This is a genomic window from Aeromonas sp. A04, from assembly GCF_047780465.1.
Classification (GTDB): Bacteria; Pseudomonadota; Gammaproteobacteria; order Enterobacterales; family Aeromonadaceae; genus Aeromonas; species Aeromonas bestiarum.
The window spans coordinates 1-26034 of sequence record NZ_JBLNHP010000007.1 but is presented as its reverse complement, the minus strand read 5'-3'; the positions used below and the strand labels follow the sequence as shown (position 1 = coordinate 26034).

Below are 26034 nucleotides of genomic sequence, written 5' to 3'. Positions count from 1 at the left end.
TGCCAAGTAAATTCAATATTCGATAATAGAAATAGGCTTTGTGTGTTTTTTTCTTCAAAATAAACCCATTATTAATGAGGTATCGTCAACGGGAGTTCAAAAAAGTGCCGGAAAATTATCGGATCGATAATCTCGATCAGGCCATCCTCACCGCCCTGATGGACAATGCGCGGATCCCTTACGCCGAGTTGGCCAAACAACTGGCGGTCAGCCCGGGCACCATCCATGTGCGGGTGGAGAAGATGAAGCAGGCGGGGATCATCGAAGGGACGCGGGTGCAGGTGAATGCCAAGAAGCTGGGTTATGACGTCTGCTGCTTTATCGGCATCAACCTCAAGAGCGCCAAGGATTACCCCTCGGCCCTGGCCAAGCTGCAGGCGCTGGACGAGGTGGTGGAGGCCTACTACACCACGGGCCACTACAGCATCTTCATGAAGGTGATGACCCGCTCCATCGACGAGCTGCAGACTGTGCTGATCCACAAGATCCAGACCATAGACGAGATCCAGTCCACTGAAACCCTGATTTCACTGCAAAACCCGATCTTGCGAGACGTGAAGCCCTGAGGCTTGTTGCGTGGGGGGATGTGCGAGATCCATGTCACATGCGAAACCCTGATCTCGCTGCAGAACCCGATATTGCGAGACGTGAAGCCCTGAGGCTTGTTGCGTGGGGAGGGATGCGGGAGATCCATTTCACATGCGAAACCCTGATTTCATTACAGAACCCAATATTGCGAGACGTGAAGCCCTGAGGCTTGTTGCGTGGGGGGATGCGCGAGATCCATGTCACATGCGAAACCCGATCTTGTGTGATGTGAAGCCCTGACTGTCGGGATCAGGGTTCGATATAGGGGATGCCGTACTTGTCGTAGATGGCCTTGAGCCTGCCGTCGCGCTTCATGTGCAGCAGTTCGGCATCATAGGCCGCCATCAGGGCCGGGGTGCCGGCATCGGCCCTGGCCTTGGTCCAGACGGTGTAGTAGGGGCTGGCCTTGAGTGGCTTGGGCAGGTAGTCGAGCTTGCCCTCCAGCCCCTCCTCCTTGATCTGGGCGAAGGCGGTGACCAGCGGCATGGGCACGGCATCTATGCGTCCGGCGATCAGCTTGCGCAGTTGCAGCTGGTTGATGGGGATCTCCTGGAAGTGATAGGCCGGATCGGCCAGGGCCGCCGTCAGCTCAGGGGTGTAGGAGAAATCTTTGGTGACACCGATGCGCCAGGGTTTGAGATCGTTCAGGGTGTCGTAGCGGATCTTCATCATGTCGGCCTTGCGCACGAAGAAGTGCCAGCTGTGGCGCAGGTGGGCCTGCTGCGGGTAGAGCAGATAGCGCTCTCGCTCCGGCTTGTAGGAGTGGGTCATCACCAGGTCATACGCGCCGGTTTCGGCATTGCGGGTGAGGCGGGCGCCCGAGTCGGTCAGCTCGATCCTGATGGGGACCTTGAGCTTGCCGAAGATGGCGGTGACCACGTCCACATCCAGCCCGCAGGGGCGGGCCTGGTCGTCCAGAAATTTCAGCGGCGGCTCCAGCGTGCCACCTATGATCAGTTCTTTGGCCTGGAGCCAGAGGGGGAGCAGCAGGCAGAGCAGAATGAACCTTCGCAAACCACATCTCCTGCACTGAATAGGGAATCGCCCACGGGCATAATTCAAGTATATTGGCCCGGATATTCAACAGAGACGACCCCGGATGGCAAATCCTGAAATCGAAAGTGAACTGGACGGTATCGACAGCTTGTCGGTCTGCCTCTATCGCCTTGGCCTGAGTCTGGCAGCTTTATTGCTTGTGTGTCGAGGGGCCAGCCTGCTGATTGGGCAGGATTTTTTACCGCCTGCGATCTGGCTGGCTGCCATGGCGGTGGCGAGCGGGGTGTGCGGGCTCTGCCTGCATATCTATGACAAGCGTATTCGCTTCATCCTGCAGGCGACGGCCTGGGGCGGCCTGATGCTGAGTGCCTGCGGGGCGCCGGACGTGCTGGTGCTGGGGGCTGTGCTGGCCACGCTCTCCGGCCTGGCGTTCAAGGAGCAGTTCTGTTTCGCCATTCCTGGCATCAAGGCGGTGCCCCTGCTGCTGCCGCTGTTATGGGGGCTGGAGTGGGCCCGGCTCGGCTGGGCCGCCGCCCTGGTTGCCCTGGCGTGCGGCCTGTTGCTCTGCCTGCTCAGTCTGGCCAAGTGGCGCATGCCCCTGCACTTCGACATAGGTGACAAGGGGCGCTATCAGAGCTAGGTCTGCTGACAGCCCTTCATCTGGTGGTTGAGGGCCTGCATCACCTGATGGCGGCTGATGATGCCGATCACCTTGCCCCCTTGTACTTCGACATAGGTGACAAGGTGCGCTATCAGAGCTAGGTCTGCTGGCAGCCCTTCATCTGGCGGTTGAGGGCCTGCATCACCTGATGGCGGCTGATGATGCCGATCACCTTGCCCCCTTGCAGCACCGGGTAGATCTTGGGTCTGGCCTCGCTCATCTGGCGCGCCAGCTCCAGTATGCTGTCGTCCGGGGCGACCGAGAGCGGCGTGTGGCTCATCAGATCTTCCACCCGGGTGCGGGTGTCGCAGTGATAGCTGCCGGTGAGCAGGCTGGGAATGCAGTCCTGCTCGGAGAGAAAACCGATCAGCCGCTGCTGCTCGTCCAGCACCGGCAGGCCGCTCAGCCCTGAGTGGTGCAATCTGTCCAGCGCCTCGGCCAGGCCGAGTTGCGGGGTGAGGGAGTGGGTCAGGCGGCTCATGTGATCGCGGATCTGCAGCATCTGGGTGGCTCCAAAAGAGGTAAAGTGGTGTCACTATGGCCGCTGGGCGGCGGACGGGGCCAATGGCTTGTGCCGTGGAGATTGATAGGCAGGGCCCTGCCACGGGCCGGCAAGCAATGACAAAAGGAGAGGTTATGCGTGCATTGGTGACGGGGTGTGGCCGCCGGCTCGGCTTCTATCTGTGCGAGCAACTGGTGGCGGCCGGCTGGCAGGTGACGGGCAGTTATCGCAGCGAGCGGCCCGAGCTGGCCAGACTGGCGGCGCTCGGGGTCGAGCTGGTGCAGGCGGATTTCGCTCGTGAAGAGGAGGTCGGCAGGCTGATCGAGGTGCTGGCCGCCCATCAGGATCTGGGGCTGGTGATCCACAACGCCTCGGCCTTCGAGCCCCAGGCCGCGGATCCGGCGGTGCAACTGGCCCAGTTCGAGCAGTTTTATCGGGTGCACATGGCGGCCCCCTTCCAGCTCAACCGGGCGCTGGCGCCCCAGCTGGCGTGCAACGCCAATGCCGGCATCATCCACATCACGGATATCTATATTCACGCCCCGGCCCCCCAGTTTGCCAGCTATGTGGCCACCAAGGCGGGTGCTCACTCCCTTGCCATGAGCTTTGCCCGCGAACTGGCACCCGCCATCCGGGTCAACACCATAGAGCCTGGCCCCATCCTGTTTCTCGACGAACATGGCGACGCGTGGCGCCAGCAGGTGCTGGCGAAAACGCCGCTGGCGCGGGAAGGGGGGTTGGAGCCCATCTGGCAGGCGGTGCAGTTGCTGATGGAGAACGACTACATGACGGGCGCCAGCATCCGGGTCGATGGCGGCCGCAGCCTGGCCGTCATCTGAGCCCTGAGCGGGGCGCTCAGCTTCTGGCGACAGAGGCCTCTGCCGCCTGCTGCAGGGCCAGGGGGGTGAGGCCGACCTGCTGCTCCTCAATCACCTTGCCCGCCATCAGCCGGGTGTGCAGTGGCAAGGTGACCTTGCGATCGCGCACCTCCCCCTGCCCATACAGCTCGGCCAGCAGCTCGTCGAGGTAGGCATCGACCCGGGTGGCGGCGAAGTCATCGGTCGGGTTGCTGGCCAGAATGTCGATGTCCAGCGGCCGGTCGAGCACCTTGCAGTTCGGATCGCTGCGATCCCGGCCGTGCGCCAGCTCCATGGCGATGAAGACGGTTTTCAGCTGCAGGGGCGTCAGCGTGCTTTCTGTGACGAACAGGCAGTTGAGGAAGTCGTGGCGGGAGTGCATCCCCACCGGCTTGGTCTGGATCACCGAGCTCAGTTGCAGGCGACCGAAACGCTCGAGCAGTTCGCCGACCGCCTGGCTGACATGCTGGTGGGGATCCAGATTCGATCCAATGCTGCACAGATAGAACATCTTCATCGGTCCTTGAGTAGGGCTCATCTGAAATGTATACACGGCTCACGGTAATCGGATTAACTATGCATTAACATCAAAATGTCTGTTGTGATCAGGCTCTATGTTGGCAAGAAAGGAGGTTTGCATGAGTGTGGAACTGAAGTGGGCACTGTTAACCGCGTCTGGCGCGTTGGCGATGATCCTGATTATCTGTGTGGCATCCGTCGGTCTGGCGTGAACCCCATCCCTCATTTTGCAGTATGAACCGGCCTCCTGGCCGGTTTTGCTTTTTGGGGGAGTGCGGATATGCTGGCCCACCCATGATGAATCGAGACAGCCCAAGATGACCAAGGTACGTCCACGCTCCCTGTTGCAAGTGGTATTGATGGGCTTCGTCCTGGTATTGATGCCGCTGGGCGGCATGATCTGGCACGACAGCCAGGCTCTCGAACACCTCAGCCAGTTGACCAGCGACGAGCTGGAAAGGGCGGTGCGCGATACCCGGCGGGCTACGCTGCTCACCACTCAAGCCATTGATCTGGAACGTACTCTTCGTCGTTATGCCGTGCTGGGGGATGATCGCATCCTGGCCAGCTATCAGCAGCAGCTGGCGAGCTATCGCGGCCTGCTCGCCGCCCATCAGAGTTCGATCCCGGATGCCGAGGCCTACACGGGTCTCGAGCAGGCACTGACCTGGCTCGATAGCCTGCAGGATCTGGCTCGTGCCAAGGCCGAGTCGACCAGTCCGAAGTTTGATGAATTTAACCATGTTAATCAGCAGCTTGAGATCATCACCCGCAGCCAGGTAGACGAGCATGTCAGCCGGGTGCGGGCCACCATAGCCGACCTGATGACGGAGATCTGGTGGGTCAGCGGTTTCGTGGCCGTACTCAGCCTGCTGCTGGTATTGCTGTTTACCTATCTGATCATCCACCCGGTACGTCAGATTGAGTCGCGGATCTTGAGCCTGGGTGCCGGGGTGGAACCGGACAAGCGCCCGGTGGACGGGCCTGCCGAGCTGGTGTTGCTGGGGGAGCGGATCGGCTGGCTGCACGACAAATTGAAGGAGCTGGAGCAGCAGAAATACCAGTTCCTGCGCCACGTTTCCCATGAGTTGAAGACCCCGCTGGCGGTGCTGCGGGAGGGGGCGGATCTGCTCTCAGAGCAGCTTGTAGGGCCCTTGACCCCGGATCAGCAGGAGATCTGCCAGATGCTGGAGGAGAACAGCCGCCGGTTGCAGACCCTGATTGAGCGCCTGCTCGATTTCAACCGCCTCAGCCAGCAGGAGGTGTTCAGCCTGACCCCGGTGGCGCTGGCGCCCCTGTTGTCAGAATTGTCTGCAGAGTACCGGCTGGCGCTGGAATCCAAACAAATCAGTGTACACTTGCCGACCGATCCGATCATGCTGCAGGCCGAACCGTATCGCTTGCGGCTGATCCTCGATAATCTGTTTTCCAACGCGGTCAGTTATGGCGCCATGGGCGGCCAGATCTGGATCCGCGCCGGGCAGGATGCCGATGGCGGCTGGCTGGAAGTGGCCAACGAAGGGCCCTCCATTCCGGTGGCCGAGCGGGAACGGATCTTCGAGCCGTTCGAGCAGGGCAGCATAGTGCGGCAAGGTTTGTTGAAGGGCTCCGGCATGGGGCTCTCCATCGCTCGCGAGTCGGCGATGAGCCTGGGCGGCGAGTTGGTATTGGTTGAAGATGAACAGGCGGATGTCTGTTTTCGGTTGACGTTGAAGTGAAGCCTAAGATGAAACAATGTGTTGTTCCGGTATTGATGATGGGTCTGCTCACAGGCTGCTCCCTGTTGCCCGCGGGTGAACCGGCGGCGTCGTCGGATCTCGCCCTCGCCAAGCGGATGGAGTTTGCCAACAAGGAGATGCAGGTGCGCCTGCAGTACTCGGACTGGCTGCTGGCCAGCCATGCCCAGCAGCGGGTGCAGGAGCGTCAGCGCCTCAAGGGGGCGAGCGACATCGAGAGCCGGGTCAGCCTGGCCATGGTCAACACCCATCCGTCCGAGTCGGTGGCAAATCGCCGGGCCGGACTGGACAAACTCAAGAGCCTGCTGCCCGAGCTGGGGCTGGATGCCCAGGCCTTCCTGCGCAGCTGGATTGCCCTCGGCGAGGAGCTGCTGGCCCGTGACAGCCGGCGTGACGATCAGAGTCAGGAGGTGCAGCGTCTGCGCCGCCAGATCGAACAGCTCTCCGCCATCGATGAACAGCTCAATCAGCGCAAGCTGAACGGCAATGGCGAGGCGCTAAAATGAGTCGCATCCTGCTGGTCGACGACGATGTCAGCCTGCTCAAACTGATGAGCATGCGCCTGCGCAGCCAGGGCTACGAGGTGGATACCGCCGACAGCGCCGAAGGGGCGCTGGACAGACTGCGCCAGCAGCGTGCCGATCTGGTGCTGAGCGATCTGCGCATGACCGGCATGGACGGACTGGCGCTGTTCGAGCGCATCCAGTCCCAGTGGCTGGGGCTGCCGGTCATTATCATGACAGCCCACGGCACCATACCCGATGCCATTCAGGCCACCCGTTCCGGGGTATTCAGCTTTCTCACCAAGCCCATCGACAAGGATGAGCTGTTTGCCACCATAGAACATGCGCTGAGCCTGACTCGCCCAAAGCAGCGGCAGGATTGGCAATCGCTGATCCTGACCCGCAACCCGCAGATGGAACAGTTGCTGATCCAGGCCAACAGCATAGCCGGCATGGAAGTGCCCGTGCTGATCATGGGTCCTTCCGGTTCCGGTAAAGGGGTGATGACACAGGCGCTGCATCAGGCCAGCAGTCGCCGTGACAAGCCGCTGCACGCCATCAACTGCGCCGCCTTGCCGTGGGCCGCGCTGGATCTGCAGCTGTTTGGCGAGGACGGTCAGTCCGGCCTGTTCGAGCAGGCCAAGGGGGCGACCCTGTTTCTCGACGAGATAGGAGATCTGTCTGAGTCATTGCAGGCCAAGCTGCTGCAGGTGCTGCAGGAGTATGGTCAGGGCATCCCCGAGGTGCGGGTCATCAGCTCCAGCCATCAGGATCTGGTGGCGGCGATGGAGGAGGGGCGCTTTCGGGAGGATCTCTTCTACCGCCTCAACGTGGCCAATATCACCTTGCCGCCCCTCAGTGCCCGCAGCGAAGACATTCCGCTGCTGGCCAGACAGGCGCTGGACGAGTATCGCAGCCGTCACGACGACTGTGCCGCCCTCGGCTTCTCGCCGGAGGCGCTGGCCCTGCTGGCCGCGGCGGGCTGGCCCGGCAACGTACGCCAGCTCTACAGCGTGGTGGAACAGCTGGCCAGCCTCTGCTGCAGCCCGGTGATCGGCGCCGCCATGGTGGAGTCCGCCCTGAGCGGCGGCAGCGGCGGCATCCCCTCGTTCAACGAGGCGCGGGCCGAGTTCGAGAAGGAGTATCTGATCCGCCTGCTGCGTACCACAGAGGGCAACGTGACCCTGGCGGCCAACATGGCGGGCAGAAACCGCACCGATTTCTACAAGCTGTTGAATCGGCACGGCATTGAAGCCGCGAACTTCAAGTCGAAGGGATAAATGACAGAGGGGCGGCCCGTCGATGACGGACCGCCCCTCTTGTTTCAGACCGAATCGGCCAGGTCGGCAGGATCAGGCCGGGTCGGTGACGCCAGCCGTGGCCTGGGCTTTCTGGGTTTTCTGGGAGAGCCAGAGGCCGCTCGCCTTCATCAGGTAACCGAACAGCGCGCCTATCACCAGGGAAGGCAGTATCAGTCGCCACTCTCCCGCCGCCCCGAAGGTGGCGCAGCAACCGGCGAAGGTGCCGGGAATGTAGCCGAGCCACTGCTGCTTGGCCTGTACGCACATCAGGGTCGCGACCACCCCCGTCATCATGTAACCTGCCACACCGGCGCCCCACCAGGCATCCCCGTGGATCAGCAGCAGGGCCCACAGCATGCCGCTCACATTGCACAACATGGTTTGCAGCAGCGCCTTGTAGCCACCGCTGGAGGCGAAGTAGCTGGTACAGCCGAGGAAGCCGACCCAGGAGATGAGGCCGAGGGCGACGGCGACCCAGCCCCAGATGGCGGAGAGGATCCCGGTCGTGATGGCGATGGCGATCAATGGGCTCATGGTGTGACTCTTCAACGTAGTGACATCTGGAAAAAGGGGGAGCCTACCCCTCGCAGGGGGGGCGGCAAGCAGGGGCGGAATTGTGTGTGATCTTCATCACTCATTTCAACTCAGGAATACGCTTGCGCTCGCGAAAAAAATTCATTGGTGGCGTCTTTGGCCCTGCACCATAGTTAGAGGCCCTGTCCTGCTCATGGAGTGAGTCTGATGGTGCCTAATGTGATCGTCCCTCTGCTGGTGTTCGTAGTGCTGTTCCTGGTCGGAACCATGGCCAAGGCCCTGCCCCTGCACCAACTCATGTAAATTTGTGTGAAATAAAACTCGGCCGGGGCGGGTCTTATGATTATCACCCTCATAGCCCCGGGAGTTTTTCATGTTGATCAAGCGCCGCTCTTTCCATCACCCCACCGAGCAGGATGTCACCCCGGAAGCCGTCTATCAGGATCGCCGCCTCATCCTGAAGGGGCTCGGGCTGGGGGCCGCGACCCTGGCGTTTCCCACTCAGGCGAGTGTGCTCGATCTCTTCTCCGCCGACAAGCCGACCCCTGCCGCCGCGACCAGGCCGCTCAACATCCATGCCGCCCCCCGGCCCGAGGGCGTGATCATCACCCCGGAGGAGAAGGCCACCACCCACAACAACTTCTATGAGCTGGGCACCGACAAGGGGGACCCGGCCCGCAATGCCCATTACCTCAAACCCGAGCCCTGGACCCTCAAGGTGGAGGGGGAGGTGGCCAAGCCGTTTACCCTGGACGTGTGGGATCTCATCAACAAGAGCACGCTCGAAGAGCGCATCTACCGGCTGCGCTGCGTGGAGGCCTGGTCCATGGTGCTGCCCTGGAGCGGCATCTCGCTGGCGGACCTCATTCGCCGTGCCGAGCCCACCAGTCGCGCCAAGTTCGTGGCCTTCGAGACCCTGTATGACCCCGAGCAGCTGCCGGGCCAGGCCTCCCGCTCCCTCGGTGGCGGCATCGATTATCCCTACGTGGAGGGGCTGCGCATGGACGAGGCGATGAATCCGCTCTCCTTCCTGGCGATGGGCCTCTACGGCAAGACGCTGCCTGCCCAGAACGGGGCACCGATCCGGCTGGTGGTGCCCTGGAAATACGGCTTCAAGAGCATCAAGAGCATCGTCTCCATCCGGCTGGTGGAGGAGATGCCGCCCACCACCTGGAATCTGCTGGCGTCGAACGAATATGGCTTCTACGCCAACGTCAATCCACAGGTGGATCACCCGCGCTGGAGCCAGGCCAGCGAGCGCTTCATCGGCGAGGGGGGCATCTTCGGCGCCAAGCGTCAGCCGACCCTGATGTTCAACGGCTATGCCGACGAGGTGGCCTCGCTCTATCAGGGTATGGATCTGAGAACATGGTTCTGAGACTGACATCTGCCCATATCGAGGGGCGCCCCCGTGGGGTGGATTCTTCCTATCAAGTCATGGAGCCAGAAAAATGGTACTGAGATTGACGTCGACCCATATCAAGGGCCTGCGGGCTCTGGTGCATCTGGGCTCCCTCGGCTTTCTGCTCTGGCTGGGATACGCCCTGCCAGCCGGATTGCTGGGGGGAGACCCGGTGCAGGGGCTGACCCACTACCTCGGCAAGGGGGCGTTGCACCTGCTGCTGCTCACCCTGCTGGTGTCACCGCTGGCCAAACGCTGGCGCCAGGGCCAGCTCATCAAGCTGCGCCGCCCCCTCGGGCTCTGGTGCGCGGCCTGGGCCGGGTTGCACTTTATGGTCTGGCTGGGGCTGGATCTGCAGTTCGACTGGGGCCTGATTGGCGGCGAGCTGGTGAAGCGCAGCTACATACTGGTGGGGGCGCTGGCGCTTTTGCTGCTGGTGGCGCTGAGCATCACCTCGATCCCGGCCCTGCTGCGGATCATGGGGCCGGCCTGGCAGAAGCTGCACAACTGGATCTATGCGGTGGCCCTGCTGGTGCCTGTGCACTACTGGTGGTCGGTCAAGAGTGGCTGGCAGGAGCCGCTCATCTATTTGCTGCTGGCCTGTGCCCTGCTGTGGCCGCGGCGGGACAAGCTGCTGCGCCCCTGGCGCCAGCGTCAGCCACAAAAACTGAAAGAGGCGTGACTCGTCGCGCGCTCATCCGGCGCGCGCAGCGCACATAGCAAAAGAGGCCTAGTCGGCCTCTTTTTTGGTGATCTCCCCCGTGTAGGCATCGACCAGCAGCTGCACTCGCTGCTCCTGGGCATCCAGGGTTTCTACCTCGAATTTATCCCCTTCCAGCTCCACTTCCCGAATGTCGTGGTACCCTTGGGCCAACAGCAGCTTGACCAGCGCCGGCATGTCGAGACGCGTCTGGGCCGCCCAGCCAAGGGTGGAAAAGAGGCAAAGGATCAGCAGGATACTGCGTGGGATCATATTCATTCCGGATTCATGGCTGGCAGACTATAAACGGCATTATGTTAGGTTTTTGGAGATGAATCATCCATGAATAGAGCCCTGTCTCTGCTTGGGTTGCTGCTGCCCGTGATGGCGCAGGCAACCACGCCGAACGAGGCCTTGCTGCAACAAGCTGTCAGCGAGGGTCGGATCAGGCCCTTTCATGAGGTGATGGAGGTGGCCTCTCGCCTGCCGGTGCGCGTGCTGCGCGTCGATCTGGGGGAAGAGGACGGCATCTGGTTGTATGAGCTCAAGCTCATCGACAGCGAGAACAGCGTCATCAAGGTGGGCTATCGCGCCGACAACCTGGAGATGGTGTGGCTCAAGGGCCATCATCTGGAGCGGCTGTTCGAGCCTCGCCCTCCACCGGAAGAAGAGTGACCCGGTTGGGCGCTCTGGCAGGCATGGCTGCCCGACCCCCTCTCCGCTGACGCAAGTGTAACCCTGCTTTGGATACCCATTTATATGCGCATTCTGATAGTTGAAGATGAGAAGACACTGGCGGGCCAGCTGGCGGAACAGCTGCGTCTGTCCGGTTTCGTGACCGACCTTTGTCATGATGGCAACGAGGCCGGCTTTCTCGGCGAGACCGAGCCCTATGACGCCATCATCCTGGATCTCGGTCTGCCGGGTCGCGATGGCCTGAGCGTGCTGAAAGAGTGGCGCAGCAAGGGGATAGATACCCCTGTGCTGGTGCTGACCGCCCGCGGCCAGCTGCACGAGAAGATTGAAGGGCTCAATGCCGGTGCCGACGACTACCTCACCAAGCCGTTCCAGGTGGCCGAGCTGGTAGCGCGGGTGCAGGCGCTGGTGCGGCGGGCGGCGGGCAATGCCAGCTCGATCCTGGAGATAGGCGGAGTGCGGCTCGACATGGCGGCCTCCCAGGTGTGGTACGAAGGCACCCCCATCAAGCTCACCGCCCACGAGTTCCGGGTGCTGGGTTACCTGATGCAGCACAGGGGCAAGGTGGTGTCGCGCAGCGAGCTGATCGATCACATCTATGCCCAGGATTTTGACCGCGACTCCAATACCGTCGAGGTGTTCATCGGCCGGATCCGCAAGAAGACCCACGCCGATCTGATTGAGACTGTGCGTGGCCTCGGATACCGGATCAACGAATGAGTCAGGCTTTGATGCAATCGCTGCCAGGGTGCGGTGAATGAGGCTGGTACGGACCCTGCGGGGGCGGCTGGTGGTCATAGCCCTGGTCTGGTGCGGCCTCTTCCTGTTCGCCACAGGTTTCAGCCTGCAGACCATGATGCGCAACTACTGGCAGGAGGCGGAGGCCGACGGCCTGCGCCTGCAGCTCTATGATCTGCTCTCCCGGCTCGAGATCCAGCCGGACGGCCTGCCCATAGTCACCGAGCCCATGGCCGATCCCCGTTTTCGTCAACCTTACTCCGGCTACTACTGGCAGCTGGAGCTGGGAGATGCCGTGGTCAGCCGCTCCCGCTCCCTGTGGGATGTGCACCTCGACGTGCACGGCCTGAAGTCGGCGTTTGGCGACCCGGATCTGTTCGTCGGCAAGGGGCCCAACAAGGAGCCCCTGCTGATCATGACCCGTGCCGTGCTGCTGCCGGGCTCTGACAAGGTGTTTACCCTGGTGATGGCCAAGGACAGCAGCGCCCTGACCCAGACCCTGAAGAAGACCCGGATCAGCCTGTTCCTCGGCCTCGGCTTTGCCGCCACCGGCCTGGTGCTGGGCTTCATGTTCCAGATCGTCTATGGTCTGCGCCCGCTGCATCTGCTGCGCCGCGAGCTGGGGCGGGTGCATCAGGGGCATCAGGAGGGGTTTCGGTTGCGTTATCCGCTGGAGATCCAGCCGCTGGTGGAGGACATCAACCGCCTGCTGCACCACTACGGCGAGCTGCTGCAACGGGCCCGCTCCCACACCGGCAACCTGGCCCACGCCCTCAAGACGCCGCTCAGCATAATGCGCAATCAGGTGGCCCAGTTGTCACCCGAGGATCAGGCCGCCATCGGCGAGCAGCTCGACCAGATCCAGCGCCACATCGACTATCACCTCGGCAAGGCCAGGGTGACGGGCGCCGCCAAGATCCTCGGGGTGTCGACTCCGGTGCGGGCGCGGGTGGAGTACATCTGCCGCGCCTTCTCCCGGCTCTATCCGGGCAGGGAGGTGGATCTGCAGGTGCCGGCCAATCTGGCGGTCGGGGTGGAGGAGCAGGACTTCGACGAGATGGTGGGCAACCTGCTGGAGAACGCCTTCAAGTGGTCGGCCGGCCAGCTGCGCATCTCCAGCGCCGAGCTGGGGGGCTGGATCACATTGCGCATCGAGGATGACGGCCCCGGCATGAGCGAGGATCAGATCGCCAAGGCGGTGCTGCGCGGGGTACGGCTCGACGAGAAGGTGCCGGGCTCCGGGCTCGGCCTCAACATAGTCTCCGATCTGGCCGAGGCCTATAGAGGCAATCTCATCATGGGCCGGGCGGAATTGGGTGGCCTGGCGGCGTCTCTGTCACTGCCCAAGGTGGCAAGGGTGGATAGCTAGGGATCACGCCCGTTATGGGGCAATGGAATTGGGGTGGCCCGTTCCCCGTCTCCGCTCAAGGTGGCCTGGGTAGAGAGCCAGGTATTATCAAGCCTTGTCATGAGGCAATGGAATTGGGGTGGCCCGTTCCCCGTCTCCGCTCAAGGTGGCCTGGGTAGAGAGCCTAGTATTATCAAGCCTCGTCATGAGGCAATGGAATTAGGGTGGCCCGCGCCCCGCCACCGCTCAAGGTGGCACGGGGAGCGGGCCAAGCATAAGATAAGGCACTTGTTCAAGCCTGAGGAAGGGTAGCAATGACAGACGATCCATGGGCACTATGTCATCTTGATGACTCGTTCGATTCCTCTGTACTGGGGATCAAGGGGGCTCAGCTCCAGTGGTTCGAGGACAGAGATAGCCTGATCGCATTCCTGCTGGAAGATTTCATCGATCTGCTGGCCGATGTGGGTGAGCTGGACGAAGACGAAATCGCCAGCGCCCGCGAGCGCTTCACCCTGCTGGTGGAGCAGATCAGAGACGATCGCGGTCTGGTGGATGCGCTCAACGATCTCGCCTCCGGCCTGCGCCGCATCGCCTGGCTGGGACCGCTCTCCGAGCTGGCCGAGGTCAGCGACGACTTCGCCGCCGGCCTGCGCCGCTATTTCTGGACCCAGTACGACGGCGACGAAGATGACCCGGATGCCTGGGTGCCGGAAGAGCTCTGGCCCCAGCTGGTGGAGTGTGCGGAAGAGTACATGCAGGAAGGGGACTTCTGAGTCACCTTGCCCGTGCTCCGGCTGCAGAGCGGGTGGCGTGTGCGGAAGAGTACATGCAGGAAGGGGACTTCTGAGTCACCTTGCCCGTGCTCCGGCTGCAGAGCGGGTGGCGTGTGCGGAAGAGTACATGCAGGAAGGGGACTTCCGAGTCACCACTGCCACAGTAAATTGACAGCAATAAAAAACGGCGCCTGATGGCGCCGTTTTTGTTGGTCGAGTGTGAACTCAGCCGTTGGCCGGGACCGCGTGAGCGGTATTGGCCAGTGCCGGGCCTCTGTATTTCTCGATCTGCAGTTGAGCCATGTGGCCGCAGTTGCCTTGCGCCAGGCTGGAGGTGCCCTCGTCGAAGGTCAGGCAGTTGACGTTGCCGTTCTTGCAGATGGCACCCGCCTCACCCGGTTTGGCCGGGTCGAACCAGGCCCCTTCACAGATGCGCACCACACCCGGACGTATGTCTTTCGACACCAGGGCGCCCACCAGGATCTGGCCGCGATCGTTGAAGGCGCGCACCAGGTCCCCATCCTGAATGCCACGGGCCTTGGCATCATCCGGGTGGATCAGGATGGCCTCGCGATCGGCGATGGCGAACTTGTCCCGCAGCAGCGTGTTGTCCAGCTGGGAGTGCAGCCGCTGGGTCGGGTGCGAGGTGTTGAGCGACAGCGGATAACGGCTGGCCGCCTCGCTCTTCAGCCACTCCTTGGGCTCATACCACTTGGGATGGCCGGCGCAGTCGGCATAGCCCATGCCGGCGATGGTATTGGAGAAGATCTCGATCTTGCCGGACGGGGTGCCGAGCGGGTTGAGCAGCGGGTTCTCGCGAAAATCGGCGTGACGGATCCACTGGCGATTCGCCTCCGGAATGGGGAAGCGGATGTAGTTGTTGGACTCCCAGAACATGGTGAACGGCGGCAGTGCCACCCGGGCGCCACGGGCCTGGGCGGCCATGCCGTCATACATCTGCTTGAGCCACAGCATCTCGTCCTTGCCTTCGGTGTAGGCCTCCAGCAGGCCCAGCTTGGCGGCAATGGCGCTGAAGATGTCGAAGTCGTTGCGTGACTCGTGCTGGGGCGGCACGCACTGGTGCATGGGGAAGACGTAGCGCTGGGAGTAATCGCCGCCCATCTCCAGATCGTTGCGCTCGTAGCTGGTGGTGGCCGGCAGCACTATGTCTGCGTGCTTGGCGGTGGCGGTCCAGTAGGGTTCATGGACTATCACAGTCTGCGGCTTGCGCCAGGCCTTGAGCAGGTTGTTGGTGTCCTGATGGTGGTGGAAGGGATTGCCACCCGCCACGTAGACCAGCTTGATGTCCGGATAGCTGAGCTGACGGCCGTTGAAGTCGATGGTCTTGCCAGGATTGGCGAGACAGTCGGCGATGCGGGCCACCGGGATCGGCGCCGGGCTGTTCTTGGGTGCGTTGCCGGCCGAGATACCCGCCAGTATGCCGCCCTTGGCGGTGGGGCTGCCACCGGAGGAGTAGTGGTAGCTGAAGCCGTAACCGCCACCGGGCAGGCCGATCTGGCCCAGCATGGCGGCCAGGGTCACCAACATCCAGTTGGGCTGCTCGCCGTGATGCTGACGCTGCATGCCCCAGCCCGCCATGATCATGGTGCGCTTGGACGCCATGTCGAGGGCCAGCTGACGGATCACGGCGGCATCGACACCGCAGACTGTGCTCGCCCACTCGGCGCTCTTCGGCTGACCATCCTCCTTGCCCAGCAGGTAGGTGAGGAACTTGTCGAAGCCGCTGGTATAACGGTCGAGGAAGGCCTGATCGTGCTTCTGCTCGGTATAGAGGGTGTGGGCCACCCCCAGCATCATGGCCACGTCGGTATAGGCGTTCGGCGCAATCCACTCGGCCCCGGCCAGCTTGGCAGTCTCGTTGTAGACGGGGTCGATGCTGATGATGCGGGTACCCTTCTCCTTCAGCGCCTGGAAGCCAGCCTGACCCTCGTGGTCCGGCATGTTCCAGCTGTTCTTCAGGGTCACCTGGGCGTTGACGCCCCACAGCACCACCAGTTCGGCGTGTTCGATCACGTTCGGCCAGGCGGTCTGCTGCTCATACACCTCGATGGAGCCCATGACGTGAGACATGATCACCTGGGCGGCGCCGGCGGAGTAGTCACCGGCATAACCGGTGAAGCCACCGGCCAGGTTCATCAGGCGGTGCAGCAGGGTACGGCTGTTGTGGAACATGCCGACGCTCTTCCAGCCGTAGGAACCGGCGTGGATCGCCTGCGGGCCGAAGTCGCTCTGCACCCGGCTTATCTCGCCGGCCACCAGTTCGATGGCCTTGTCCCAGCTCACTCGCACCCATTCGTCGGCGCCGCGCAGCTCGGGTCTGGCGCCCGGGCCCTGCTCCAGCCAGCTCTTGCGCACCATGGGGTACTTGATGCGGTTCTTGGCGTGAACTTGGAACGGGGCCATATCGATGAGATCGTTCGGCGCCGGATCATCGGCCACCGGCTGGACGCGCACCATGCGGCCCTCTTCGACTATGGCTTCGAAGGCGCCCCAGTGGGCACCGGTCAGTATGCCTTTCTGGGCCGGCACCAGGGTCGGGAACTGTTCCAGCGCCGTGCTGATGGCCTGGGCCAGGGCGCTCTTCGGGAAGATGCCGGCCAGCAGCGGCAGGGCCGCGCAGGCGCCGAGCCCCTTGAGCAGGTTGCGGCGGGACAGATTGGTTTTCTTATCGGTAAAAAAAGTCATGACGATTTCCTCTGTGCCAGCCTTAGTGCGCCGCGCTCATGTCACTGGCATGTTTCTGGACGTATTGGGTCAACATGCGAGCCTGTTCCGGGGTCAGGGAGGTACGGGATTCCATCCCCTTGATTACGCCGATCCACTGGTTGGCATTGAAGTGATCCAGCGCCGTGAGGCCGTGGCAGCCGGTGCAGTTGTTGGACATCAGAGTGGAGGCGTATTGCCACAGCTTGCCCTGATCGCCGATGAGCTGGCTCTGATCCACCCAGGCGGTCAGGCTGACTTGATGCCAGGTAAGGTTGGTGGCGCTGTCGGTTTCGCTCTGGCCGGTGACCAGGGATTTCTTGGCGTTATCACCGACCAGCACGCTCAGGATCCGCTTGCCGGGGGCGGCGTAGAAGACTTCGCTCACGCCGTCTTGCTGCCAGCCTTCGATCTGCACCTGGGCGCGGCCATTCTCGTTGGCCAGCACTTCCACCCTGGTGGAGGGCATCAGGGTGCCTTCGTCTGTCTTGGCGGCGGCATCGAGGAACAGCGGCGCCGTGGCGATGGCGTAACGGGTGGTGACGTTGGCCGGGGTCTGGGCGGCAGCCTGGGCCAGCTCGCTCGCGCCGGCGGCGGCCAGCTCGCTCATGTCAGGCATGATGTGGGCGACACCGCGGTGGCAGTCGATGCAGGTCTGGCCTTCCTTGATGGCGACCGGGTGCTCGGCCCGGGCATTGGGGCGCTGGGCCAGAATGTCCATGGCGGCGTAGCTGTGGCAGCTGCGGCAGGTGGCAGAATCGTTGGCCTTGAGCTCGTCCCAGACGGACTGGGCCATGCGCAGCTTGTGCGAATCGTATTTCTCCGGGGTGTCCAGGGTGCCGATCGCTTCGTGATAGATATCCTTCACGGCGCGGATCTTGGTCCACAGATAGGCGCTGGGTTCATTGGGGATGTGGCAGTCTGCACACTCGGCCCGGATGCCCTTCACGTTCTGGAAGTGGACGCTGCCCTGATACTCGGCCAGCGGTGTCTGCATGGAGTGGCAGGAGACGCAGAACTCGGTAGAACTGGTTTTATGCATCACTGTCACTGTGACACCCAATGCCGCGACGCCCAGCAGGGCCCCGAGCAGCAGGAGCCAGAACCAGGTCTTTCTCAATAATTTTCCAAGCATGGCGGCGTTTTCCTACGATCAAATATTACCAATATAGTAGTAGCTAGGGAGAGGTAGTGGCTTGACCTCTATCATGATTTTTATTTCGTATTGTTATTTTAAATGCATTTATTATTTTGTATTTTATCATTTAATTGAATTTAATTTAACTTCGGTGCTTTTATCATCCTGTTCGCACTCGTTCGGACCAGGTTTCATCATCTGGCTCGCATGAGCATCCTCAAGGGTAGCTGCATCCTCGACCCCGAGTCGCGGCGCTGACCGACAGCGTGCTCGCGATCACCGGATCCACGGGTGGCCGGGCTTGGGCTTTGCAAAAGGCTCGGTATATACTGTTCGCATATACAGTATTCAGGTGTGTTTGCCATGCGACTCTTTATCGCCGAGAAGCCCAGTCTGGGCCGCGCCATTGCCGATGTGTTGCCCAAGCCCCACAAGAAGGGGGACGGTTTCATCGAGACAGCCCAGGGGGACGTGGTGACCTGGTGCATCGGCCACCTGCTGGAGCAGGCCGAGCCCGATGCCTACGACGCCGCCTTCAAGCAGTGGCGCATGGAGCAGCTGCCCATCATCCCCGCCCAGTGGCAACTGGTGGCCAAGCCCAAGACCAAAACCCAGCTCACCGTCATCAAGCGGCTGATCAAGCAGGCCGACTGCGTGGTGAATGCGGGTGACCCGGACAGGGAAGGGCAGCTGCTGGTGGACGAGGTGATCGATTTTCTCGGCTACCCCAAGACCAGGCCCGTGCAGCGCTGTCTCATCAGCGATCTCAACCCGCCGGCGGTGCGCCGTGCCCTCGACAAGCTCAGGGACAACAAGGAGTTCGTGCCGCTGGCGGTGTCTGCGCTGGCCCGCAGCCGTGCCGACTGGCTCTATGGCATCAACATGACCCGGGCCTACACCCTGCTCGGTCGCAAGGGCGGTTGCAGCGAGCTGCTGTCGGTCGGCCGGGTGCAGACCCCGCTGCTGGGGCTGGTGGTGCGGCGGGATCTGGAGATAGAGGCCTTCGTGCCCAAGCCCTTCTACGAGGTGCTGGCCCATGTGGTGACCGAAGGTAACGAGCGCTTCAGCGCCAAGTGGCTGCCTTCCGAGGCCTGCCTGCCCTGGCAGGATGAGGAGGGGCGGGTGCTCAACCGGGCACTGGCCGAGAAGGTGGTCAGTCGCATCAATGGCCAACCAGCCGTGGTGGAAGAGGTCGAGGAGCAGGCCCGCAAACAGGCGGCGCCGCTGCCCTACAACCTCTCCAGCCTGCAGATCGATGCCGCCAAACGCTTTGGCATGGATGCCAAGCGGGTGCTGGATGTGTGTCAGGGGCTCTACGAGCGCCACAAGCTCATCACCTACCCGAGATCCGACAGTCGCCACCTGCCGAGCGATCACTTCAACCGGGCCGCCCAGGTGCGGGAGGCCATAGCCGCGACCGCGCCGGCGCTGGCCAGGGCGGTGAGCGAGGCGGACGGCAAGATCCGCAGCAAGGCGTGGAACGACAGCAAGGTGGATGCCCACCACGCCATCATCCCCACCGAGAAGCGCGGCAACGAGGCCAGCCTCAGCGGCGATGAGGCCAAAATATACGGTCTGGTGGCGCGCCAATACCTGCTGCAGTTCTACCCGCCGTTCGAGTACAACGACAGCAAGGTGCTGCTGCGCATTGCGGGCGGCCTGTTCCAGGCCAAGGCGCGGCGGATCCTCAAGGCGGGCTGGAAGGCCCTAATGGGGGTGGAAGAAGATGACGACGAAGAGAAGGCCGGTACCCTGCCCTCCCTGAAAGAGGGGGAGCAACTGCTGTGCGAGCGGGGCGAGCTGCTGGAGAAGATGACCCAGGCACCCAAGTCGTTCACCGATGCCACCCTGCTGGCCGCCATGACCGGCATAGCCCGCTACGTGCAGGACCCCGAGATCCGCAAGACACTGCGCGAGACCGATGGCCTTGGCACAGAGGCGACCCGGGCCGGCATCATAGACCTGCTGTTCAAGCGCCGTTTTCTGGTGCGCCAGGGCAAGAGCATCAAGGGCACCCCCACCGGACGGGCGCTGATCCTGGCATTGCCTGCCACCGCCACCACGCCTGACATGACGGCCCTGTGGGAGCAGAGCCTGGGCCAGATTGCCGAACGGCACGCCAGCTACCAGCAATTCATGGGGCCGCTGACGGAGCAGTTGAACGGCTTGATCGAGGGGGCAAGGCAGGATTCTGGCGCCAGCTTCAGCGCCCTGCCCAAGGCGGCGCCGGGTGCCAGCAAGCAGCGCTTCACCCGCCGCAAGAGCAGCGCGGGGACGGCTGGCACGGCTCGCAAGAGTGCGGGCAAACGGCCGGCCAAGGCCAAGGTGGCCTGAGCCGTTGCACCGGGCGTTAATGCCGGGAAAGAGCAAGGGGCCACGATGGGCCCCTTTCTCTTTATGGCAGCGTACTCAGCCCGTATAGACACCCTCTTCCGGGTACTTGATGCGGGTTTCGCTCGGGCGCGCCAGCATGAAGGCCAGGGTCAGCGGGCCGAGACGGCCGCAGATCATCACCAGCACCAGAATGAGCTTGCCCGGTTCGCTCAGGCCGGCGGTGATGCCGGTGGAGAGGCCCACGGTGGCAAACGCCGATATGGTCTCGAACATGATCTTGTCGAAGGATTGCTGCTCGGTGATCATCAGCAGGAACATGGCCAGCATCAGCACCATGGTGCTGACTATGATGATGGCGAGCGATCGGGTCACTATCTGGGGCGACAGGGTCCGGCCGAAGGCGGTGACGTGGGGGCGCTTGGTCAGGAAGGCCTTGGTGGCCAGCAGCACCACCGCAAAGGTGCTCACCTTGATGCCGCCACCGGTAGAGGTGGCACCGGCACCGATAAACATCAGCATCATCATGAACAGCAGGGAGGCGGGTACCATCTGACCTATGTCGATGGAGTTGAAACCCGCGGTCCGCGCACTGGTGGACTGGAAGAAGGCCGCCAGCCACTGGCCCCCGAAGGAGGCCTTGCCGAGGGTGCCCGGGTTGTTGTGCTCCAGCAGCCAGAACATCAGGGTACCCAGCAGCAGCAGGGCCGGCGTCATGATCAGCATCAGCTTGCTGTGCAGCTTCAGCTTGCGCCAGCGGCGGTTGCGTACCAGATCGACGATGACGGTGAAGCCAATCCCCCCCAGGATGATCAGCGCGGCTATGGTCAGGCTGATGACGGGGTCGTCTCTGTAGTCCATGAGATTGTTGGCAAACAGCGAGAAACCGGCGTTGTTGAAGGCCGATACCGCGTGGAAGAAGCTGACATAGAGGCCGCGCCCCCAGCCCATCTCGGGTACCCAGCGTATCGCCATCAGGCCGGTGCCGATCAGCTGGGCGATGAAGGCGAACAGCACTATGCGCTTCACCAGCTGGATGATGTTGACCGAGCCCTCCTGGCCCAGCGCCTCCTTGGCCAGTACCTGCTGGCGCAGGCCGACCCGTTTGCTGAACATGGCGATCAGCAGCAGCGTCATCGTCATCTGGCCCAGGCCGCCAATTTCCATCAGCATCAGCAGGAAGATCTGCCCCTGCAGGGTGAAGGCAGTGCCGGTATCCACCACCCCGAGGCCGGTCACGCTGATGGCCGAGGTGGCGGTGAACAGGGCGTTGACGAAGGTGACCTCACCCTTGTGGCTGGAGGGTTGCACCAGGAACAGGGTGCCGACCAGCAGTATGATCAGGAAACTGCCCAGGATCAGCTTGGCCTCGCTCCAGCGGGACTCATCGTCCCGGTGCAGGGCGAAGGCGTAGCTGCTACGCCAGCGTGTCATAAGGTTTCCAGCCAGTGGTCGATGGCATGCTTGTTGCCAGCCAGGATCAGGATGTCACCCAGTTGCAGCTCCATCTTGCCGGTCAGCACGTTGTGCAGCACCTGGCCACGCTTGATGGCCAGCAGTTGCAGCTCGGTCTGTTGCAGCAGGTGCAACTCGGCCAGGGTGCGGCCGTTTTGCGGCAGACCTATGACGAACTCGGTCAGCACCATGTCGTGACCCAGCTCCAGATAGTCGAACAGCCGGTTGTCCAGCATGCTCTGGGCGACCCGGCGACCCATGTCCCACTCGGGGTTGATCACCTTGTCTGCGCCGACCTTTTGCAGGATCTTGGCGTGGAACTTGTCGCGTGCCTTGACCCAGACCTTCTTCACCCCGGCCTCCTTCAGCACGAGCGTGGTGAGTATGCTGGTCTCGAGGTTGTCACCTATGGCGACGAAGACGATGTCGAAATTGGCCAGCCCCAGTTCGGCCACCGTGGACTCATCGGTCGCATCGGCGACGACGACATGGTTGCACAGGGTGGCGATCTGGCGAGTCTTGCTCTCGTCGATATCAATCGCCAGCACCTCGGCATCCTGCCGTTGCAGCTCTTCGCACAGGGCGCTGCCAAACAGTCCCAGGCCGATGACGGCAAATTGGTTGTTCATGAGTACTTCCTCAAGAGTCGGAGCCGCATACTCTACTCCAGCGGATCGAGTCCGAAAAGAGGGCCGGATTTTTCGTCCGGCGGGAATATAAGGTAGACTGCCCGCTCGCCATTGTCGGGACACGCAGATGAAACTCACCCCTCACGCCTCCTTGTTGACGCTCAACACCCTCGCCCTCGATGCCCATTGCCTCTGGCTGGCGGAGGTGGCACAGGTCGACGACCTGCAGCAACTCGTGACCAAGCCTGAACTGACCGACCTGCCTCGCCTGGTGTTGGGTGGCGGCAGCAATGTGCTGTTTTGCAATGATTTTGCCGGGCTGGTTGTGCTCAACCGCTTGAAGGGCATCCAGCTGCAGGATGAGGGGGAACACTGGCTGCTGCACGTGGCGGCCGGGGAAGAGTGGCATCAGCTGGTGTGCCACGCCCTGCAACAGGGCTGGTACGGCCTGGAGAACCTGGCGCTGATCCCGGGCACGGTTGGTGCCGCGCCTGTGCAGAACATAGGCGCCTACGGTGTCGAGCTGGCCAGCTTCTGTGCCTATGTCGAGGCGTTCAACTGGCAGAGTGGCCAGCTGGAGCGCATCGATGCCGCCGATTGTCACTTCGGCTACCGCGACAGCATCTTCAAGCATGAGTATCAGGATTCCCATTTCATCACTGCCGTCAGCCTGCGCCTGCCCAAGGTCTGGACGCCGGTGCTGGGTTACGGTCCGCTGGCGGCGCTCGGGGACGCGCCCACCGCGCAGGCCATCTTCGATACCGTCTGCGCCACCCGTCGTGCCAAGCTGCCGGATCCCGCCGTGCTCGGCAACGCAGGTAGCTTCTTCAAAAACCCAGTGGTGACGAGGGCGCTGGCCGACACGCTCAAGCAGCAATATCCGCACATGCCCTGCTACCCGGCCGGGGAGGGGCAGGCCAAGCTGGCCGCGGGCTGGCTCATCGATCAGTGCGGCCTCAAGGGCTTTGCCATCGGCCGCGCCGCCGTCCATCAGGAGCAGGCGCTGGTGCTGGTCAACCTGGGGGGCGCCAGCGCCATGGAGCTCATCGCCCTGGCGGCCCATGTGCGCGACAGTGTGGAGCAGAAATTCGGAGTGGTGCTGGAGCACGAGGTGCGCTTCATGGGCCTGACCGGTGAGACTTGGCTCGATGAGGTACTGGCATGACGCTGACTCCCACCAGACAGACGCTGATCACCCTGCTCAGCGATGGCCAGTTCCACTCAGGCGAACAGCTCGGCGAGCAGCTCGGCATCAGCCGTGCGGCCGTGAGCAAGCACATGGCCGCGCTCAAGGAGCTGGGGCTGGACTTGTTCAGCCTGACCGGCAAGGGCTATCGGCTGGCGGTGCCCATGGCGCTGTACGATCAGGTGCAGTTGCAGGCGATGGCCCCCATGGCGCCGGTGCACTGCTTCCCGGTGATCGACTCCACCAACCAGTACCTGCTGGAGCGGGTTAACCAGCTGCAGTCCGGCGAGAGCTGTCTGGCCGAGTGCCAGACAGCGGGGCGCGGTCGCCGTGGCAAGCCCTGGGTCTCTCCCTTCGGCTGCCAGCTGATCCTCAGCATGTACTGGCGGCTCGAGCAGGGCATGGCGGCGGCCATGGGCCTGAGTCTGGCGGTCGGTGTGGCCGTGGTGCAGGCGCTGGAGTCGCTCGGTTATCCGGGGGTCGAGCTGAAGTGGCCGAATGACCTCTATTATCAGGGCCGCAAGCTGGCGGGCATTCTGGTGGAGATGAGCGGCAGCGCCGGTGCCAGCTGCAACCTGGTGATCGGGGTCGGCCTCAATCTGGCGATGCCGGCCCGGGAGGGGGAACGGATCGATCAGGCCTGGTCCGAGCTGCGCCACATACAGCCGGAACTGGTGGATCGCAATCTGCTGGCCGCCCGCATGCTCGAGCACCTGCAACAGGCCATGGTCACCTTCGAGCAGAGCGGCCTGGCCAGCTTTGTCGACGACTGGAACCGGCTCGATCACTTCGCCGGCCGGCCGGTGCGGCTCCTGATGGGGGAGCAGGAGATCCGCGGGGTGGCTCGCGGCATAGACGATCGCGGCGCCCTGCGCCTGGAGACAGGTGAAGGGACAAGATTCTATCTGGGGGGTGAAATCTCCCTGCGCCGGGGCGACTGAGCCCTTGTCACAGCGACAGCAATGAAAGAGGGGGCCTGCGGGCCCCCTCTTCGTTCAGGTACTGTGTGCCTCGGCCATCACTTGCGCAGCTTGATCTGCTCGATGGCGTGCTCGTGGCCCTTGGTCAGGATCAGGTTGGCCCGTTCCCGGGTCGGCAGGATGTTTTCCTGCAGATTCAGATAGTTGATATCTTGCCATATGGTGTTGGCAATCTTGCTGGCTTCACTCTCCGCCAGTTTGGCGTAGTGATGGAAGTAGGAGTCGGGATCCGAGAAGGCGCCGCTGCGAAACTTGAGGAAGCGCTCGACATACCAGGTACGCAGCAACTCGGCCTCGGCATCCACATAAATGGAGAAGTCGACAAAATCCGACACGAAGACGCGATGGGGTTCCTGCGGGTAATCCATGCCGCTTTGCAGCACATTGAGCCCTTCCAGGATCAATATGTCAGGCTGCTCTACCACCTTCTTCTCATCAGGAATGATGTCGTAGATGAGGTGGGAGTAGACGGGGGCCTCGACCTTCTCGTGGCCGGCCCGGATGTTGGCGACAAACTCCACCAGATGACGGATGTCGTAGGATTCCGGGAAGCCCTTGCGACGCATCAGGCCGCGCTCTTCCAGCACCTTGTTGGGATAGAGGAAGCCATCCGTGGTGACCAGCTCCACTCTTGGGTGTTCGGGCCAGCGCTCCAGCAGCGCCTGCATGATGCGGGCCGTGGTGCTCTTTCCCCCCGCCACGCTGCCGGCGATGCTGATGATGTAGGTGCCCTTGCCGCGCGACTGGCCGAGGAACTGCTCCAGCACCCGGCTGCGGCGCTGCTTGGCCTTGACGTAGAGATTGAGCAGGCGGGAGAGGGGCAGATAGATCTCTTCCACCTCCTGCAATGACACCTTCTCGTTGATCCCGCGCAGGGTCTGCAGATCGTGTTCGGTCAGGGTCAGGGGGACAGCATCGCGCAATAACGCCCATTGTTCGCGGGTGAATTGCAGATAGGGGTTATGCTCTGTCGTCATGGTGTCATCACTGTTTCTTGGGCAGGGCGACCATACACCAAGGGGTGGGGAGCGACAAGAGACGCGGCGGATTCGAGGAGAGAGTGAGTCCTTTTTTGCATGCTTCCCGGCAATAATGCACATTTTGCAAGGCGCAATGGTTGCATCCCCAAAATCCTTACAATAAAATGCGCGACGCTTGGATGTCTGTCGCCTATTTGCCCGGCAAAAGCGACAAAACAACGGGTGCAAGCAGAATTACCGTTGTGGCATTTATGCACTGGAGGGGTTCCCGAGCGGCCAAAGGGATCAGACTGTAAATCTGACGGCTCTGCCTTCGAAGGTTCGAATCCTTCTCCCTCCACCATATTTCTCTGCGGTTTGAGTTCTTTGGGTTAGAGAAATGCGGGCATCGTATAATGGCTATTACCTCAGCCTTCCAAGCTGATGATGCGGGTTCGATTCCCGCTGCCCGCTCCAAGATGCTGATACGGCTCAGGCGATACCAAGAGTCACACCTTCGGGTGAGTTCGGCAATCGAACCTGGCTGTCAGCACCAACCTCTCTTCCCCACCAGATTCAAATCCATCATATAAACTGTTCTGTGGTTAGCTTGCCACCGCGTACTCAGCGTTAGTTTAGAGGGACGATCATGTCTAAAGAAAAATTTGAGCGTAATAAACCGCACGTTAACGTGGGTACCATCGGCCACGTTGACCACGGTAAAACCACCCTGACCGCCGCCATCACCAACGTGCTGGCCAAGCACTTCGGTGGT

At 62.2% G+C, this 26034-nt stretch carries 27 protein-coding genes and 2 tRNA genes; 19 read left to right on the top strand and 10 right to left on the bottom strand.

Features of this window, described 5'->3' with window-relative positions; translation table 11 throughout:
* Window positions 1-104: 104 nt before the first annotated feature.
* Entirely contained in the window at window positions 105-566 is a 462-nt protein-coding gene (gene asnC, locus ACM3N8_RS17945; protein ID WP_042870194.1) for a transcriptional regulator AsnC, read from the top strand.
* A 271-nt stretch (window positions 567-837) separates the two neighbouring features.
* Here asnC and ACM3N8_RS17940 read toward each other — a convergent pair whose 3' ends face one another.
* On the bottom strand, window positions 838-1602 hold the full coding sequence (locus tag ACM3N8_RS17940) for a substrate-binding periplasmic protein (protein ID WP_098981635.1): 765 nt from the start codon (window positions 1600-1602) through the stop codon (window positions 838-840).
* Window positions 1603-1687: 85 nt separating this feature from the next.
* Between ACM3N8_RS17940 and ACM3N8_RS17935 the strand changes: the two genes are divergently transcribed.
* Complete coding sequence (locus ACM3N8_RS17935) at window positions 1688-2224, top strand: DUF2301 domain-containing membrane protein (protein ID WP_103472265.1); 537 nt, start codon at window positions 1688-1690, stop codon at window positions 2222-2224.
* Window positions 2225-2342: 118 nt separating this feature from the next.
* Here ACM3N8_RS17935 and ACM3N8_RS17930 read toward each other — a convergent pair whose 3' ends face one another.
* Window positions 2343-2747 (bottom strand): CBS domain-containing protein, encoded by a 405-nt coding sequence (locus tag ACM3N8_RS17930; protein ID WP_416016454.1) that lies wholly within the window; start codon window positions 2745-2747, stop codon window positions 2343-2345.
* 134 nt (window positions 2748-2881) lie between these two features.
* Here ACM3N8_RS17930 and ACM3N8_RS17925 point away from each other — a divergent pair, with 134 nt between their 5' ends.
* Window positions 2882-3586, top strand: coding sequence for an SDR family oxidoreductase (locus ACM3N8_RS17925; protein ID WP_103472263.1), 705 nt, complete (start codon window positions 2882-2884; stop codon window positions 3584-3586).
* A gap of 16 nt (window positions 3587-3602) precedes the next feature.
* On the opposite strand, the gene ACM3N8_RS17920 is transcribed toward ACM3N8_RS17925, so the two are convergent.
* The gene (locus ACM3N8_RS17920) at window positions 3603-4115 is read right to left on the bottom strand and encodes a 2-amino-4-hydroxy-6-hydroxymethyldihydropteridine diphosphokinase (protein ID WP_098985007.1); all 513 of its coding nucleotides are present in this window, start codon (window positions 4113-4115) and stop codon (window positions 3603-3605) included.
* Window positions 4116-4242: 127 nt separating this feature from the next.
* On the opposite strand from ACM3N8_RS17920, the gene ACM3N8_RS17915 reads away from it, so the two are divergent.
* The 4 genes from ACM3N8_RS17915 (at window position 4243) to ACM3N8_RS17900 (ending at window position 7642) form a co-directional block, all read left to right on the top strand.
* The gene (locus tag ACM3N8_RS17915; RefSeq protein WP_017409791.1) at window positions 4243-4335 is read left to right on the top strand and encodes a YnhF family membrane protein; all 93 of its coding nucleotides are present in this window, start codon (window positions 4243-4245) and stop codon (window positions 4333-4335) included.
* A gap of 105 nt (window positions 4336-4440) precedes the next feature.
* On the top strand, window positions 4441-5841 hold the full coding sequence (locus tag ACM3N8_RS17910; RefSeq protein ID WP_103472262.1) for a sensor histidine kinase: 1401 nt from the start codon (window positions 4441-4443) through the stop codon (window positions 5839-5841).
* Between the two features lie 8 nt (window positions 5842-5849).
* A complete protein-coding gene (locus tag ACM3N8_RS17905; protein ID WP_043142662.1) occupies window positions 5850-6365 on the top strand; it encodes a hypothetical protein in 516 nt (171 codons plus the stop codon).
* Window positions 6362-7642 (top strand): sigma 54-interacting transcriptional regulator, encoded by a 1281-nt coding sequence (locus ACM3N8_RS17900; protein ID WP_043142661.1) that lies wholly within the window; start codon window positions 6362-6364, stop codon window positions 7640-7642. Before ACM3N8_RS17905 ends, ACM3N8_RS17900 begins: the two co-directional genes overlap by 4 nt.
* A gap of 72 nt (window positions 7643-7714) precedes the next feature.
* Here ACM3N8_RS17900 and ACM3N8_RS17895 read toward each other — a convergent pair whose 3' ends face one another.
* Window positions 7715-8197, bottom strand: coding sequence for a DUF1097 domain-containing protein (locus ACM3N8_RS17895; protein ID WP_043554141.1), 483 nt, complete (start codon window positions 8195-8197; stop codon window positions 7715-7717).
* A 373-nt stretch (window positions 8198-8570) separates the two neighbouring features.
* Between ACM3N8_RS17895 and msrP the strand changes: the two genes are divergently transcribed.
* Window positions 8571-9575 (top strand): protein-methionine-sulfoxide reductase catalytic subunit MsrP, encoded by a 1005-nt coding sequence (gene msrP, locus ACM3N8_RS17890; RefSeq protein ID WP_416016453.1) that lies wholly within the window; start codon window positions 8571-8573, stop codon window positions 9573-9575.
* Window positions 9576-9648: 73 nt separating this feature from the next.
* Window positions 9649-10281 (top strand): protein-methionine-sulfoxide reductase heme-binding subunit MsrQ, encoded by a 633-nt coding sequence (locus ACM3N8_RS17885; RefSeq protein WP_103472260.1) that lies wholly within the window; start codon window positions 9649-9651, stop codon window positions 10279-10281.
* Window positions 10282-10329: 48 nt separating this feature from the next.
* On the opposite strand, the gene ACM3N8_RS17880 is transcribed toward ACM3N8_RS17885, so the two are convergent.
* On the bottom strand, window positions 10330-10578 hold the full coding sequence (locus ACM3N8_RS17880) for a PepSY domain-containing protein (RefSeq protein ID WP_098981652.1): 249 nt from the start codon (window positions 10576-10578) through the stop codon (window positions 10330-10332).
* A gap of 63 nt (window positions 10579-10641) precedes the next feature.
* Between ACM3N8_RS17880 and ACM3N8_RS17875 the strand changes: the two genes are divergently transcribed.
* The 4 genes from ACM3N8_RS17875 to ACM3N8_RS17860 all read left to right on the top strand — a co-directional run bounded on the left by ACM3N8_RS17875 (window position 10642) and on the right by ACM3N8_RS17860 (window position 13857).
* Window positions 10642-10974, top strand: coding sequence for a PepSY domain-containing protein (locus tag ACM3N8_RS17875; RefSeq protein ID WP_043142650.1), 333 nt, complete (start codon window positions 10642-10644; stop codon window positions 10972-10974).
* An 84-nt stretch (window positions 10975-11058) separates the two neighbouring features.
* Window positions 11059-11715, top strand: a complete 657-nt coding sequence (locus ACM3N8_RS17870; RefSeq protein WP_005318517.1) for a response regulator transcription factor — start codon at window positions 11059-11061, stop codon at window positions 11713-11715.
* 37 nt (window positions 11716-11752) lie between these two features.
* Complete coding sequence (locus ACM3N8_RS17865) at window positions 11753-13102, top strand: sensor histidine kinase (protein WP_043142649.1); 1350 nt, start codon at window positions 11753-11755, stop codon at window positions 13100-13102.
* A 293-nt stretch (window positions 13103-13395) separates the two neighbouring features.
* Window positions 13396-13857, top strand: coding sequence for a hypothetical protein (locus ACM3N8_RS17860; protein ID WP_043142646.1), 462 nt, complete (start codon window positions 13396-13398; stop codon window positions 13855-13857).
* 225 nt (window positions 13858-14082) lie between these two features.
* Here the strand turns inward: ACM3N8_RS17860 and torA are convergent, their stop codons facing one another.
* Together torA and ACM3N8_RS17850 are read right to left on the bottom strand one after the other, a co-directional pair.
* Window positions 14083-16563 carry a trimethylamine-N-oxide reductase TorA gene (gene torA / locus ACM3N8_RS17855; protein ID WP_416016452.1) on the bottom strand — a complete coding sequence of 827 codons (2481 nt, stop codon included), beginning with the start codon at window positions 16561-16563 and terminating at the stop codon, window positions 14083-14085.
* Between the two features lie 22 nt (window positions 16564-16585).
* Complete coding sequence (locus tag ACM3N8_RS17850) at window positions 16586-17716, bottom strand: NapC/NirT family cytochrome c (RefSeq protein WP_416016451.1); 1131 nt, start codon at window positions 17714-17716, stop codon at window positions 16586-16588.
* A gap of 366 nt (window positions 17717-18082) precedes the next feature.
* Between ACM3N8_RS17850 and ACM3N8_RS17845 the strand changes: the two genes are divergently transcribed.
* Window positions 18083-20053: a DNA topoisomerase III gene (locus ACM3N8_RS17845; protein WP_416016450.1), complete on the top strand. Its 1971-nt coding sequence runs from the start codon at window positions 18083-18085 to the stop codon at window positions 20051-20053.
* Between the two features lie 75 nt (window positions 20054-20128).
* On the opposite strand, the gene ACM3N8_RS17840 is transcribed toward ACM3N8_RS17845, so the two are convergent.
* Window positions 20129-21484 carry a TrkH family potassium uptake protein gene (locus tag ACM3N8_RS17840; RefSeq protein WP_416016449.1) on the bottom strand — a complete coding sequence of 452 codons (1356 nt, stop codon included), beginning with the start codon at window positions 21482-21484 and terminating at the stop codon, window positions 20129-20131.
* A complete protein-coding gene (locus ACM3N8_RS17835; protein ID WP_043554131.1) occupies window positions 21481-22134 on the bottom strand; it encodes a potassium channel family protein in 654 nt (217 codons plus the stop codon). Before ACM3N8_RS17835 ends, ACM3N8_RS17840 begins: the two co-directional genes overlap by 4 nt.
* A gap of 127 nt (window positions 22135-22261) precedes the next feature.
* Between ACM3N8_RS17835 and murB the strand changes: the two genes are divergently transcribed.
* Window positions 22262-23299: a UDP-N-acetylmuramate dehydrogenase gene (gene murB / locus ACM3N8_RS17830; protein WP_416016448.1), complete on the top strand. Its 1038-nt coding sequence runs from the start codon at window positions 22262-22264 to the stop codon at window positions 23297-23299.
* Window positions 23296-24261, top strand: a complete 966-nt coding sequence (gene birA, locus ACM3N8_RS17825; protein WP_103472255.1) for a bifunctional biotin--[acetyl-CoA-carboxylase] ligase/biotin operon repressor BirA — start codon at window positions 23296-23298, stop codon at window positions 24259-24261. Before murB ends, birA begins: the two co-directional genes overlap by 4 nt.
* A 77-nt stretch (window positions 24262-24338) precedes the next feature.
* Here the strand turns inward: birA and coaA are convergent, their stop codons facing one another.
* Complete coding sequence (gene coaA / locus ACM3N8_RS17820; protein ID WP_042036009.1) at window positions 24339-25277, bottom strand: type I pantothenate kinase; 939 nt, start codon at window positions 25275-25277, stop codon at window positions 24339-24341.
* 261 nt (window positions 25278-25538) lie between these two features.
* Here coaA and ACM3N8_RS17815 point away from each other — a divergent pair.
* The 3 genes from ACM3N8_RS17815 to ACM3N8_RS17805 form a co-directional block, all read left to right on the top strand.
* Window positions 25539-25623: transfer RNA gene (locus ACM3N8_RS17815), tRNA-Tyr, on the top strand.
* Window positions 25624-25661: 38 nt separating this feature from the next.
* A tRNA-Gly gene (locus ACM3N8_RS17810) sits at window positions 25662-25736 on the top strand.
* Between the two features lie 172 nt (window positions 25737-25908).
* On the top strand, window positions 25909-26034 hold a 126-nt coding region (locus tag ACM3N8_RS17805), incomplete at its 3' end, for a GTP-binding protein (RefSeq protein ID WP_234887766.1).

Excerpts from the sequence above, each read along its gene's own strand:
- ACM3N8_RS17935 (WP_103472265.1), top strand. The coding sequence starts at position 1,688 with ATGGCAAATCCTGAAATCGAAAGTGAACTGGACGGTATCGACAGCTTG.
- ACM3N8_RS17930 (WP_416016454.1), bottom strand. The coding sequence starts at position 2,747 with ATGCTGCAGATCCGCGATCACATGAGCCGCCTGACCCACTCCCTCACC.
- ACM3N8_RS17925 (WP_103472263.1), top strand. The coding sequence starts at position 2,882 with ATGCGTGCATTGGTGACGGGGTGTGGCCGCCGGCTCGGCTTCTATCTG.
- ACM3N8_RS17920 (WP_098985007.1), bottom strand. The coding sequence starts at position 4,115 with ATGTTCTATCTGTGCAGCATTGGATCGAATCTGGATCCCCACCAGCAT.
- ACM3N8_RS17915 (WP_017409791.1), top strand. The coding sequence starts at position 4,243 with ATGAGTGTGGAACTGAAGTGGGCACTGTTAACCGCGTCTGGCGCGTTG.
- ACM3N8_RS17910 (WP_103472262.1), top strand. The coding sequence starts at position 4,441 with ATGACCAAGGTACGTCCACGCTCCCTGTTGCAAGTGGTATTGATGGGC.
- ACM3N8_RS17905 (WP_043142662.1), top strand. The coding sequence starts at position 5,850 with ATGAAACAATGTGTTGTTCCGGTATTGATGATGGGTCTGCTCACAGGC.
- ACM3N8_RS17900 (WP_043142661.1), top strand. The coding sequence starts at position 6,362 with ATGAGTCGCATCCTGCTGGTCGACGACGATGTCAGCCTGCTCAAACTG.
- ACM3N8_RS17895 (WP_043554141.1), bottom strand. The coding sequence starts at position 8,197 with ATGAGCCCATTGATCGCCATCGCCATCACGACCGGGATCCTCTCCGCC.
- msrP (WP_416016453.1), top strand. The coding sequence starts at position 8,571 with ATGTTGATCAAGCGCCGCTCTTTCCATCACCCCACCGAGCAGGATGTC.
- ACM3N8_RS17885 (WP_103472260.1), top strand. The coding sequence starts at position 9,649 with ATGGTACTGAGATTGACGTCGACCCATATCAAGGGCCTGCGGGCTCTG.
- ACM3N8_RS17880 (WP_098981652.1), bottom strand. The coding sequence starts at position 10,578 with ATGAATATGATCCCACGCAGTATCCTGCTGATCCTTTGCCTCTTTTCC.
- ACM3N8_RS17875 (WP_043142650.1), top strand. The coding sequence starts at position 10,642 with ATGAATAGAGCCCTGTCTCTGCTTGGGTTGCTGCTGCCCGTGATGGCG.
- ACM3N8_RS17870 (WP_005318517.1), top strand. The coding sequence starts at position 11,059 with ATGCGCATTCTGATAGTTGAAGATGAGAAGACACTGGCGGGCCAGCTG.
- ACM3N8_RS17865 (WP_043142649.1), top strand. The coding sequence starts at position 11,753 with ATGAGGCTGGTACGGACCCTGCGGGGGCGGCTGGTGGTCATAGCCCTG.
- ACM3N8_RS17860 (WP_043142646.1), top strand. The coding sequence starts at position 13,396 with ATGACAGACGATCCATGGGCACTATGTCATCTTGATGACTCGTTCGAT.
- torA (WP_416016452.1), bottom strand. The coding sequence starts at position 16,563 with ATGACTTTTTTTACCGATAAGAAAACCAATCTGTCCCGCCGCAACCTG.
- ACM3N8_RS17850 (WP_416016451.1), bottom strand. The coding sequence starts at position 17,716 with ATGCTTGGAAAATTATTGAGAAAGACCTGGTTCTGGCTCCTGCTGCTC.
- ACM3N8_RS17845 (WP_416016450.1), top strand. The coding sequence starts at position 18,083 with ATGCGACTCTTTATCGCCGAGAAGCCCAGTCTGGGCCGCGCCATTGCC.
- ACM3N8_RS17840 (WP_416016449.1), bottom strand. The coding sequence starts at position 21,484 with ATGACACGCTGGCGTAGCAGCTACGCCTTCGCCCTGCACCGGGACGAT.
- ACM3N8_RS17835 (WP_043554131.1), bottom strand. The coding sequence starts at position 22,134 with ATGAACAACCAATTTGCCGTCATCGGCCTGGGACTGTTTGGCAGCGCC.
- murB (WP_416016448.1), top strand. The coding sequence starts at position 22,262 with ATGAAACTCACCCCTCACGCCTCCTTGTTGACGCTCAACACCCTCGCC.
- birA (WP_103472255.1), top strand. The coding sequence starts at position 23,296 with ATGACGCTGACTCCCACCAGACAGACGCTGATCACCCTGCTCAGCGAT.
- coaA (WP_042036009.1), bottom strand. The coding sequence starts at position 25,277 with ATGACGACAGAGCATAACCCCTATCTGCAATTCACCCGCGAACAATGG.